Raw genomic sequence first — 12,688 nt, 5'->3', positions numbered from 1 at the left:
AAGAAGACTTGCCTTTCGTACAACCTTTTTACATGAAATCTCAAAAAAGAAAACCCTTTAGTTACAACTAAAAGGGTTTCCTAAGAATTTAGCTTTCATCACACGAATTTTAATCGGCCTGCTTCTATCGCAATTTCTGCATCACTATGTGGAAATTTGGTATTTTCGATAATTTGATAATCCTCATGGCCTTTACCAGCAAAAATAATCATGTCACCCGGTTCAGCAATTTCAATCGCATGGCGCACTGCCTCTGCACGATCTCCAATACAAGCATAATTATCATGAAGCATACCTTTAGCAAGGTCGCCTGTAATACTATCGTAGTCTTCATAGCGTGGATCATCTGTCGTTAAAATGACATATTCCGCAGCAGACGCTTTTTCAGCCATGGCAGGACGCTTCGATTTATCACGATTGCCACCTGTTCCAACTAAGAAAATCAACTTGCCCTTTTTATAAGGTTGCGCTGCTTCAATTGCCTTTTCAATTGCATCTGGAGTATGGGCATAATCAATAAAAATCTGCACAGGTAGATCTGAACATACTTTCTCCATACGACCCTTGACTGGCGGTAGTTGCTCAATTTGTTCAATAATGGACTCCATTGAATAGCCCCTACCATAAAACGCAATCATGGCTGCCAATACATTATAAATATTAAATTCCCCAAGCAGATTCATTTTTACACGATAAATTCCTTCAGGCATTTCCACATCAAATGATGTCATATAGTCGTGATATTCACAGTTAATGGCACGGAAATCAGCATTTTCATTTTTTAAACCATATGTCCACACTGGAAATGGTGTCATTGCAGCATATCGCTCTGCCCAAGCATCGTCAGCATTCAATACAACAAATTTATTTTTTTCTAAATCTTGTCCAAGTTGGGAAAATAATAAACCTTTTGCATGCCCATATTCCTCCATCGTACCATGGAAATCAAGATGATCGTGCGTTAGATTCGTAAAAATAGCGATATCATAATCGACACCTGCTAAACGTCCAAGTGCTAACCCGTGTGATGAAACTTCCATTGTCATTAATCGACAGCCTTCCATTTTTGCACGGAAAATCATTTGTTGTGTCGATAACGCATCACTCGTTGTATTAGCTGATTCATATAAAATTCCATTTAAATTAAAGCCAATTGTGCCGGTTAAAGCTGATTTCTCGCCCATACCATGCATGATATTTTGAATAATTCCTGTTACGGATGTTTTACCATTCGTTCCTGTTACACCAATCATTGTTATGTCCTTAGAAGGATAATCAAAGAACTTCGCAGCTAGTAAACCTACTGCACGATCTGTATCTTTCACAATGACTTGTGCAATCGTCTCTCCTAGCGGTAATTCTCGCTCCGTCACAACAATTGTTGCGCCACCATCTACAGCCTTTTGTGCATAATCATGCCCATCTACTGTATAACCTTTGATACAAACAAACATGCTATTTGGTTGCACACTTCTTGAATCTACTACGATATCGCTAACCTGATCAGGCAGCACGCCAATTATTTTTTTCAAAGGTAATGCGCTTAACAATTCCTCTGCATACATTTCATAGTCCTCCAATCAATCTCTACACTCATGTCATCATTTTTAATAATCGACAAAAAACGACAATATGAAATCCCCCACGTTCTATTGAACTTATTTTACTACTTATTTCATAATAAATAAAATGCCTCTCTTGTATTTTTTCAACGAAAACGCTTTCATTTTGAAGAAAAAATCATGTTTTCTTTAAATTTTTAATTATAATCACCAATCGGCATTTTTCGACATAACGAGAAAGGGTTATTTAGAGAACAATTGTCTATGCATCTTAAGCTTATAGTTACAATGGAGGTATCTTCTGATACCTCCATTGCTAAGCTATTTCATAATTGAGCGCACAATTTTCACTTTCTGTTTATATGGCGGGAATAGCACATTTGTCTCCAGCTTGGAAGATTTTTTCAAGATAGATTTCGGATGAGTAAAGTTTTCAAAGCTTGCTTTGCCATGGTATGCTTTCACACCTGATGGACCTACACCACCAAATGGTAAATGTAAATTCCCAACATGTGTGATAGTGTCGTTAATACATCCCCCACCAAATGGTAATTCTTCTAAAAAGTATTGCATGGCTTTTTCATGTTCTGAGAAGAAGTATGCCGCTAAAGGCTTCGGTAATTGCCGGATTTGATGAATAGCAAGTGGCAAATCATTATACATCATAACAGGTAAGATAGGACCAAATAGTTCTTCCTGCATGGATGGACTTGTCCATTTTACATATTCAACGATTGTAGGTTCAATATATAAATCATCCCGATCTATTCGTCCACCATATGTAATGGCATCACGTTCTTCCACAATTATTTGCTGTAAACGATCAAATTGTTTTAAATTGACGATACGTCCATAATCAGGGCTTTTTAAAGGATTTTTGCCATAAAATGAACGGATTGTTTCTTTTAATATTTTCATAAAACGATCATAAACATCTTTGTGTACAAGCAGATAATCAGGGGCCACACATGTCTGACCAGTATTAGTAAATTTACCCCATACAATCCGCTTTGCCGCTACCTCTAGATTTGCTGTTTGATCGACAATTGCTGGACTTTTGCCACCAAGCTCTAAAGCAACTGGTGTCAAACGTTCTGCAGCAGCTTTTGCTACTACTTTACCAACGGCTACACTACCTGTAAAAAAGATATAATCGAAAGAAGCATGAATAAGAGCCGTAACCTCTTCCTTTTCACCTTCCACAACACGTACATATGAAGACGGGAATGTTTCCTCAATGATTTTTTTCACAATGGCTGCTGTGTGTACAGAGGTTTCTGATGGTTTGACGATTGCTGTGTTTCCTCCAACTATAGCACCAATTAGTGGCTCCATTACAAGTTGGAATGGATAATTAAATGGCCCGATAATTAATGTTACGCCATAGGGCTCACGAACAATAAAGCTCTTGCCCATTTGATATTGTATCGGTGTTTTGACTGCTTCTGGTTCCATCCATTCTTCTACATGTTTTACCATATATGAAATACTATCTAATACAATGCCAATTTCTGTTGCATACGCTTCAAATTCACTTTTACGAAGGTCTACGTAAAGCGCATTCAATATTTCCTTCTCATATTTTAAAATTGATGTTTTTAATTTCTTTAATTGCTCTTTTCTAAATTTCACACTTTTTGTAGCACGGGAAAAATAAAATTGACGTTGCTCTGTAATCATATTTTCCACATCTTGTGACGTAAAATTCATCAATAAAGCACCCCTTTTTTAAAATGGCATACATAGTTTTTTCATTTTGAAACAAACTATCTTTGTCTATACGATACAACATCGAGAGGCAAAAATCCTCTTTCTACATCGAGGGGGTGAAATAGCAATATGTGAAATGAAATGTTTTAGTTTTTTCATCTCGGGAAATATACAACTACATATTAAAACCGAAACGGGGGCGTAGATGAATGACAACAACAACAGGAACATGGTGGGAGTCCATTTTTTCTGGACCATTATCGCATGGAATTTGTGAAGAAAAAATATTGCTATTGCAAGATGAGGCTTTCTTATATCTCTCTACAATACCTGTGGAGAATGAAGAAATTCCAGAAGGAAATTAAAAAATAACGCATTATAGGATGCCCCTATAATGCGTTTTCATTTATTCTAATTAACAATGCATACTTGTTGCAACTGATCTAATTGTGCTTTAAGTCTACTGATGGCCTCTTCTTCAATCGCAAAGCCGCCCTCTTCCAAACGTATAATTTGTTTATCTACAATGTAAACAGAATTAGTAATGGATGTGGCTCCTAATACAGCTAACACTGGCTTTAATGCATATTCCAATGCTAACAAATGACTGATCGAACCGCCTACAGCAATGGGGAGTATAGCCTTTTCGAGCAAGGCTTTTTGCGGCAGTAGATCCAAGTAAGTCTTCAAAATCCCTGTATAGGATGCTTTATAAATTGGTGTAAGGATAACTATAAAATCTGCTTCCTTAACATGCTCATTTTCAGACTGTATTTGCTTACTAGAAAAATTCGCTGTTACTAAATCTGTAGCTGGGAGCTCATGTATATAATTTGAGTGAACCTCTACTCCTTGTGCAATGAAATGATTCTCCACCTTTTCATGAATGGCGGTAACTCTAGAATTTTTCGAATTACTTCCATTAATAATGACTGCTTTTGTCATCTTGCCCACTCCTTTTATCAATATTATAAAAAAGGCCCCTACTCTACAAATTGATGAAACATCATTTTGTAAAATAGAAGCCTCTAGATGTCTAGTTAACTTAAAATTCCTAGTATTCTTATAAAATTAATTTATCATGAATTTCTAGAATGTCAACAGCTTTTTATTGGTGTATTGCTTTCCCAAACACAGCTTTAGCTACATCTCCAATATGCTCTGATACAGTAGGATGTGGAAAAATCATTTTTGCAAGTGATCGAGCTGTACCACCAGCATTTTTTGTTGCTAATAGGGCATTAAGCATTTCTGTTGCACCATCAGCTACTACGCAAGCCCCTAAAATTTCCCCATTATCCTTCGATGAAATTAGCTTCACAAAGCCTTCCGTATTCCCCTCCATTAATGCCTTTGGATTTGTTTGTAGTGGCATTTTCGTCACCATGTACGGTGCTTTGACTTGCTCTTCTAGTAAACCAAATGTAGCAATTTCAGGGTTTGTATAAACACAACGTGGAATGCTTGATTGATCAATTGGTATTGGTTGATTTCCTACAATATAATCGACAACGTAAATTCCTTCAGCACTGGCAGAATGTGCAAGTTGATAACCACCCACTAAGTCACCAATCGCATAAATATTCGGCAGGCTTGTTTCAAAATGCTCATTGACAGCGATTAATCGACCATCAAAAGCTAATCCTAGTTGCTCAGCAATTTCTATATTGGGACGACGTCCAGTTGCAAATAAAAGGTTTTCATATGTATAAGATCCTTTAGATGTATGAATGCTATTACCTTCAAATTTTTCAAATTGAAAATCTGTCACAAGTTCAATACCAAGTTTCTTCATCTTTTCTCGAATCAGCGGTCTTGCATCCGCCTCTTCCGTTTGTAAAATATCCTCGCTATGATTAAGCACTGTTACCTTTGTACCAAGTGGTGCTAAACTAAACGCCATTTCAATGGCAATTACGCCCCCGCCAATGATTGTTAGCTGGGCTGGAAGCTTGTCTATCTCAAAAAATGTGTCCGTCGTATAGTAGGTGGATGTCTCTAACCCTTCGAATCGTGGAACAAAGGGTTTACTACCTGTCGCTAAAATTATATCTGATGCCATTATCGTCTCATTCCCGATAGTTATCGTTAAGTCCTTTACGATTGAAGCTTCACCACGATATAAAGTTATATGATTATCGATAATATATTGCTCAATGTTTGTTAGTAGTTCATGAATAATTGTATCTTTCCGTTGCATTAGTCGAGGAAAATTAATTTCCACTTTAGGCACTTCTATTCCCCAGCTATTCCCTCTTTTTATTTCCTGCACAAGTTTACTATGCTCCAATAAAATCTTTGATGGAATGCAGCCAACATTATAGCAGGCTCCTCCCAATTTATCTCGTTCGATGAGTGCTACTTTTTTGCCATTCTTGGCGGCATGTATGGCAGCCACATAGCCACCTGGTCCCGCCCCAATAATAGCAATATCAAAATTTTCCATAATTTTCACCTCATGTACCACCATATCATTTGCAAATTTTGAATGCAATGACAGACATAGTAAAAGCCTTTCATTACAACGAAAGGCCTTTTGACTTATTTGTTAACGTTTATGAGCATACGTTTCTCTTTCGCAGGTATGAGGCTTACTCTCCGTGGGTATTCGCTTCTCTTTCGTGAGTATTCGACGCTCATTGATTTAATAAATATTTCGCTGCCAAAATCGTTGTTGAGCAATGGCAGCTACAAACTTTTTCGGAAAATCTTTATTACCTGTAGCTAAAATGATTCCCGGCCCTACATTGGCATTCGACATATTAAAGAAGGTTGTGCCAGATGCAGCAAATCCTATAGGCTTAAAGTGACGATATGCTTCATTTATATAATTGACGATATAAGTATTGAATTTCGCCTGATTACTTGCCTTTACTCCAACAACATATAACGAGTCAAATAATACAGCATCGGTTGTAATAAATGTGTCAGTAGCCGTTAATTGCACACCATTATTCCCTATTACCACACCTAGTCGATCAGAGATTATGCTATAGCGCACACCTTGTCTTGTTAAATATTTCAATACTTCCCCGACTTCATTTGCATCAAAGCCATCACCAATTAAAACGCCTACTTTCAGCGTATAAGGCAATTTAACGGTATTGGCTTGGCTCAGTGCAGGTGAAGAGGCCGTTACCTTAGACTGCTCACCATTAGGTCGATTAACACCAACGTTGTCTGCTACTGTGGTAGCCATTACTTTATCCACATGAACAAACATATCCACTACTTGCTGTCGAACAGATTTACTTTTCACTTTTCCTACTTCGAAGCTAAAGGCATCGATAATGTGTTGTTTTTCAGGTGGAGACATGCTGTTCCAAAATAGCCTTGCTTGTGAAAAGTGATCGTCAAAGGATTTACTCCGCGCTCTCGTAATTCTTCCCTCAACCTTTTCCTCGTAATGAACATATCCGCCTTCTCTTGCAGTAGAGGTGGCTGGTGTATTATTTGCTAATGAATTTTTATGATAGCTTACCCTGCCTAAATTAATGGTCTGTCGACTAAAGCCATTACGTTGATTGTTATGCACGGGGCAAATCGGGCGATTAATAGGAATTTCAGCAAAATTCGGTCCACCTAATCGAATCAATTGTGTATCTAAATAGGAGAACAATCGACCTTGTAGTAGAGGATCATTGGTAAAATCTATGCCAGGCACAACATTACCTGGATGAAAGGCAACTTGCTCTGTTTCAGCAAAGACATTATCCACATTGCGATTTAAGGTCATCTTTCCAATTTTCTTCACAGGTACTAGTTCCTCCGGCCAAAGCTTAGTCGCATCTAAAATATCAAAATCAAATTTAAATTCATCCTCAGGCTCTAGTATCTGTATGCCTAACTCAAACTCTGGATAATCTCCAATTTCGATGGCTTCCCATAAATCTCTTCGTTGAAAATCTGGATCCTTCCCTGCAATTATTTGGGCTTCATCCCAAACAAGAGAATGCACTCCTAGCACAGGCTTCCAATGAAATTTCACAAATCTTGATCTTCCCTTATCATTGACGAAACGGAATGTATGCACACCGAAACCTTCCATCATACGAAAGCTTCGAGGAATGGCACGGTCAGACATTACCCACATTACCATATGTGCAATTTCCTGATTACTGGCTACAAAATCCCAAAAAGTATCGTGTGCGGAGGCTGCTTGTGGCATTTCATTATGAGGCTCAGGCTTTACGGCATGAATTAAATCGGGAAACTTAATGGCATCCTGAATAAAAAATACAGGGATGTTATTACCAACTAAATCATAATTCCCCTCATCCGTATAAAATTTTGTGGCAAACCCACGTACATCACGAGCTGTGTCCATTGAACCTAAGCTCCCTACCACTGTCGAAAATCTGACAAAAACAGGTGTCTTCTTTTTCGGATCCTGCAAAAATTTTGCCTTCGTATATTCCGACATGGATTCATATAATTCAAACTCGCCATGTGCTGCAAAACCTCTGGCATGTACAACACGCTCTGGAATACGCTCATGATCAAAATGGGTAATTTTTTCTCTAAGATGAAAATCCTCCATAATTGTCGGACCACGAACACCTGCCTTTAACGAATCCTCATCATTGGACACCCTTAGTCCCTGATTCGTTGTCATTTTCGTACCCTCATTCTCGACACGAAACTGCTCTAATTGATGATCCTTTGGGTTTCCTTCTACATTTTTGGATTGATTCGACTTTGAGTTATCCACGCAATCCCCTTTCATACATGTACTAATTTCGCTCCATATACACTATATGTTTTGGAAAAAGAAACATGCCTTCCTTTCGACGAAGCATTATGGAAAGATAAAAACAGGCTTCTATTTGTTAATAGAAAACCTGCTCAATCTTAAAATATGTATCGTATCATTTCATGTATGTTACAGTATGGGTTGTCACGGCTCTCTGTCTCTCGGAGTGCCATCATATCTGTGCAATTTTTAATTGCTACCTCATGTCGTAATGCAATAGGGGCTATGATGGATTCATCAGCCTTATGCCGGAAATAACGACTCACACCAAGGTGCTGTTCCATTTTGTCATTGAGGACAGCACGGGGATATTTTTCTGTACTATCGACTTCCTCAAAATGCAAGAGTAACCACAATTCAAATGCTTCATTTGTATACGCAATATGAATACTTTTTTCCTCACAAAATTGATTTACTTCCTCTAGTTGCTTTTCAGTTAGATCATCCTTATCAAATACAATCCAAACTTCATCAAAGTATTGGTAGCTGGAATCTCGATAAGCATGTTGGGCAAGCTTGATCGCTGAACGTTTAACGTTTTTTATTTTGACGCTAACCATCTTAGAGCGCTTTAAAATACGCATTTGTTCAAAATAGATGCGTTCTGTTTCACCTTCACAATAAATTAAAATAGTTTTACGCAGTGTTCGGCTCCCTTGTTGACGTACTCTCACTGCTCAGATACCTCCGCTTCTTCTAAGTATTGTTCAGATAAATACTCATTAATGACAGGCGTTGCACCAAATTCCCCTTTCATATAGCGTTTCGCATAAGAAAGATCTCCACGTTTCTTTTGTAAATCTGCAAAATCAAATAAGGAATATAGTTCCGATTCATTTTTAAAGCTTTTATTAACAAACCAAATTTGATCGGCGCGTAGTGGCTGATCAAGTAATTCTATTTCATGACTTGTCACGACAAATTGATTACTGCTATTGCGTTTGCTATTCATAATGGCCATTAAAAACTCACAAATCGATACATGGAAGGCTGTGTCGAATTCGTCTATAAAAATGGTTTTTCCTTTATTATAAGCATCCACCATCACACAGGCTAAATGTAGCATTCGCACGGTGCCCTTAGAATCCATTGTCCAATTAATTGTTTTTGTCCCTATCGGTGCACCTGCTTCATCAAATGATAAATAATGTAGATCAATATCTACTTCTTGAATCACCTCAGGCGAATCAAATTCATAGCCAATTGTATTTTTCTCTCTGCGTTCCACACGTCTAGCCGTGACATCTTGAATGGAGAGGTCTGCAATTTTTAGCAGTTTGATCACTTCCTTTTTAAAGGGCTCCTCTTCAAGTTTACGAATAAGGGGATGACTTGATAACCGATTTGCTTCATCTAGGAAAAGAATTTTATGTAAAAACCAATCGAATATCTTTAAAGCGTCTGGATCATTAAAAACATGTAATACGGATAGAAAGGCTGTATTATTACGTGTATATTTTGTCAATTCCTGTGAAGCTGTTTGAAATGTCTCATAAGAATATTCTGTACCATCCCATTGTCTGACAAATAGCTCTTCCTTCAGTGACTTGTTCGTTTTCACAAGACGTTCATAGAGAACTTGAGAAGCATTATACTGTATTTCATAATCATATAAAGCTCCGTCCAAAAAAAGCGATATCATAAACTCTGTTGGTTTGTCTTGCTGACTTCCTAACTTAAACGGTTGATAGGGTAGACGTAACTGCTTTACATTATTTAAGTTTTCAAAATTAAAAAGCAAGGAACGTAATACTTTAATAGCCGTAAACAGATTAGATTTTCCGCTTCCATTTGGACCAAAAATAAATGCGCTTTTTACAAGACGAAGTGTATCAAACTGAATTGTATGGGTATCCTTCCATTTTCGTAGGCGACTTCCAGCTACCATTGAAAACAACGTATCATCTTTATAACTTAAACAATTCTTTACTCTAAAATCTACAAGCATATGTAAGCCTCCGTCCACAACCATTTCTTTAATGAATTATTATACTATAGACATAGAAAAAGACATATTACGCAATGTAATATGTCTTATTACTTTATTGTCCCTTTATCCACTTTTTTGTTGAATTTCTGCTAATGATTCATTTTGTAGCGCATGCAATGTACGTTCAATGCCTTCTGCAAAAGAAATTTTAGGCTTCCAACCAATTGCATTGGCTAACTTATTATTATTTAAAAACGAATGCTCAATATCCCCTTCTCGTGCTGGAGCATATTGAATTTCAAGTGGATGGTTTAAGTGTTGGAGCAGTAAGATGACCTGGTGAATAGACCAAGCCTCATTAGTGGATACATTATACGTGCCTTGTAAACGTGCAGATACACCTGCGTATATAGCATCAGCAATATCGTCTACATAAATAAAATCTCGCGTTTGTTCACCATCACCATAAATTGTAAATGGTTTACCTGCCATACTACTTTTTAACATACTTGGAATCACAGCTGCTTCACCTTGCATTTGCTGTCTTGGCCCGAAAACATTGGCAAATCTATAAATAAGAACGGGCAAACGATAATCTTTTTGCCATTTCTCACAGTAGGTTTCGCCAATGCTCTTGTTTAATCCGTACATAGATATTGGTTCACAGACATCTGATTCCTCTAATGGAGGATAGTGACTATCCCCGTAAACAGCTGCTGAGGAGGCAAAGACAAAGTGCTGTACCTTATACTTCGATGATAAAAAAAGCATTTGGCTAAGTCCAACTATATTTGTCAAAATATCCTTTACTGGCTCCTGGATAGATTGCTGCACGCTCGTTTGCGCTGCACAATGGACGACCACATCAAAGTTTATTTCCTTAAAGAGATGCTCGCAAACCTCATCCTCAACATTTAAAAGATAGGATTTATGCTCAAAGTCAACATTCCGTAGATGCCCTGTACTTAAATTATCAATAATATAAACCGTTGCACCTTCTTCAAAAAAACGCCTACCTACTGCACTGCCAATAAAACCATAGCCGCCTGTCACTAATACATTCATCCTATCGCCCCCAAAAACAATATGATGATTTATATGCAGTAATTACTAAAAATATGCAAGAAACTTATTTACTGGTAATTTTTCTCAAATTCTTTTTGCTAGATTGCTTCATTCCATAAGGATCTATTTTGAGCTACATAAAAAGCATGTTTGAAGGTTACTTCAAACATGCCCTAGCTATCTATTTTTAAGCTGGATTAATTTCTAATTCAACCGTTACTTTAATATCTTTCCCAACAAGGACTCCACCAGTTTCTAATGCCGCATTCCAAGTTAGACCAAAGTCTTCACGATTAATTGTTGTTTCAGCTTCAAAGCCGTATACTTCTTGACCCCATGGATTTGTGCCTTTCCCATTAAATTCTGTATCAAATGTTACTGATTTTGTAACGTCTTTAATTGTTAAATCACCAGTTACTGCATATTCATCGCCTGCTTTTTTAGCAATGTTTGTAGATTTAAACGTAATCGTTGGATATTTTTCGGCATCAAAGAAATCTGCTGCTTTTAAATGATTATCGCGATCTTCACTACGTGTATTTATGCTCGCTGGATCAATTGTAAAACTAATAGTAGCAGTTGTTAAATCTGCAAGATCTGCTGCTTCGATATCTGCTGAGTAATTGTCAAATACACCCTTAACTTTTGATACCATCATGTGTTTTACTTGAAAGTTAATTGCTGAGTGTCCTAAATCAATGTTCCATTTTGCCATTATAAATTCCTCCAATTGGTTGATTTTATCTCGATTTCGAGATATATTTTAAAATATGAAGCAACTACATCTTTTATGTTACCCAAAATTGGATAGGATAAACATTTGTAGTTACTTATTTGTTTACATCTTAGCTTATGAAAAGTTTTTAATTACTTTCTGTAACCTAATATATATTAATAATTTAGTTACGTCAAGTAATTAAAAATAAATTTTTAAAACATAAAAAAAGATGTCCGAGTCATCGGTACATCCCTCTCTATGTAATAAAAAGAATATCACCAATATTTGATAATATTTAAGCGTAGCAATAAATTATTTTGCAAAAACCTCAAAAATACCAATCATGATAAGTAGCCACCCTGATATTGCTGTAGAATGCTTGCCAATAAACGTTTTTGCTAGTAAAGAGCCACATCTACTTCCCACTCCAACTGTGATAAAGGAAAATACGCCGATGGAAATGACTGTCCAAAGGGCTGAGATGCCATTTGCGCCTATTGCAATACCTCCTGCTAAACAGTTCGCTGACAAGACAAAGCCAAGTGCCATTGCTTCTCTTGTTGAGATCACTAGATTTTTATCTTCATCAAATAATTCGGGATTTCCTGCTATCCGCTGATTAGAAAAATTATTGGACATCAAAGTCCATAGACCAATCACACACAGTAGTAAACTCCCTAGTAAATTGGCAGTATGCGGTGAAATATACTCAACAACTGTGCTACCAGCTGTTACTGCGACATATGTGACAATCATCGACATAATAGCAATCACAGCATTTGATAAAATTGGAATTTTAACTTGTTTAACTCCATAGGCTAGACCAATCCCCAAGTTATCTAAATTCGCAGCAATTCCTATTAAGATAATTGTAATCCAATGCATACTATGCCTCCTCAAATTTCCGACTCCATTTTCACCTATCGTATGTCAATAATAAAAAAATTAAT

Annotated in this window: 11 protein-coding genes; 1 reads left to right on the top strand and 10 read right to left on the bottom strand. The window is 37.0% G+C overall.

What is annotated here, in order from left to right; all coding sequences use genetic code 11:
- Positions 1 to 98: 98 nt before the first annotated feature.
- Positions 99 to 1,565, bottom strand: coding sequence for a UDP-N-acetylmuramoyl-L-alanyl-D-glutamate--2,6-diaminopimelate ligase (locus QH639_RS07935; RefSeq protein WP_131522045.1), 1,467 nt, complete (start codon positions 1,563 to 1,565; stop codon positions 99 to 101).
- A 318-nt stretch (positions 1,566 to 1,883) separates the two neighbouring features.
- Entirely contained in the window at positions 1,884 to 3,272 is a 1,389-nt protein-coding gene (locus QH639_RS07930; protein WP_259420248.1) for an aldehyde dehydrogenase, read from the bottom strand.
- Between the two features lie 209 nt (positions 3,273 to 3,481).
- On the opposite strand from QH639_RS07930, the gene QH639_RS07925 reads away from it, so the two are divergent.
- Complete coding sequence (locus QH639_RS07925) at positions 3,482 to 3,637, top strand: hypothetical protein (RefSeq protein ID WP_193767414.1); 156 nt, start codon at positions 3,482 to 3,484, stop codon at positions 3,635 to 3,637.
- Between the two features lie 46 nt (positions 3,638 to 3,683).
- Here the strand turns inward: QH639_RS07925 and ssuE are convergent, their stop codons facing one another.
- The 8 genes from ssuE to QH639_RS07885 form a co-directional block, all read right to left on the bottom strand.
- On the bottom strand, positions 3,684 to 4,217 hold the full coding sequence (gene ssuE / locus QH639_RS07920) for an NADPH-dependent FMN reductase (protein WP_281115938.1): 534 nt from the start codon (positions 4,215 to 4,217) through the stop codon (positions 3,684 to 3,686).
- Positions 4,218 to 4,380: 163 nt separating this feature from the next.
- Positions 4,381 to 5,718, bottom strand: coding sequence for a dihydrolipoyl dehydrogenase (lpdA, locus tag QH639_RS07915; RefSeq protein WP_281115937.1), 1,338 nt, complete (start codon positions 5,716 to 5,718; stop codon positions 4,381 to 4,383).
- A gap of 198 nt (positions 5,719 to 5,916) precedes the next feature.
- Complete coding sequence (locus QH639_RS07910; RefSeq protein WP_193767415.1) at positions 5,917 to 7,998, bottom strand: catalase; 2,082 nt, start codon at positions 7,996 to 7,998, stop codon at positions 5,917 to 5,919.
- A 125-nt stretch (positions 7,999 to 8,123) separates the two neighbouring features.
- Complete coding sequence (locus tag QH639_RS07905; RefSeq protein ID WP_131522050.1) at positions 8,124 to 8,699, bottom strand: RloB family protein; 576 nt, start codon at positions 8,697 to 8,699, stop codon at positions 8,124 to 8,126.
- Entirely contained in the window at positions 8,696 to 9,973 is a 1,278-nt protein-coding gene (locus QH639_RS07900; protein WP_259420244.1) for an AAA family ATPase, read from the bottom strand. Before QH639_RS07900 ends, QH639_RS07905 begins: the two co-directional genes overlap by 4 nt.
- A 105-nt stretch (positions 9,974 to 10,078) precedes the next feature.
- Positions 10,079 to 11,020 (bottom strand): NAD-dependent epimerase/dehydratase family protein, encoded by a 942-nt coding sequence (locus QH639_RS07895; protein ID WP_131522052.1) that lies wholly within the window; start codon positions 11,018 to 11,020, stop codon positions 10,079 to 10,081.
- A 187-nt stretch (positions 11,021 to 11,207) separates the two neighbouring features.
- Entirely contained in the window at positions 11,208 to 11,735 is a 528-nt protein-coding gene (locus QH639_RS07890) for a YceI family protein (RefSeq protein WP_131522053.1), read from the bottom strand.
- 315 nt (positions 11,736 to 12,050) lie between these two features.
- The gene (locus QH639_RS07885) at positions 12,051 to 12,623 is read right to left on the bottom strand and encodes a manganese efflux pump (RefSeq protein ID WP_131522054.1); all 573 of its coding nucleotides are present in this window, start codon (positions 12,621 to 12,623) and stop codon (positions 12,051 to 12,053) included.
- Between the last annotated feature and the right edge of the window lie 65 nt (positions 12,624 to 12,688).

It is taken from the genome of Lysinibacillus sp. 1 U-2021 (assembly GCF_029916965.1).
Taxonomy (GTDB): domain Bacteria; phylum Bacillota; class Bacilli; order Bacillales_A; family Planococcaceae; genus Lysinibacillus; species Lysinibacillus capsici.
Note: the sequence above shows the minus strand (reverse complement) of the source record. Positions and strands in the feature narration are given on the sequence as shown.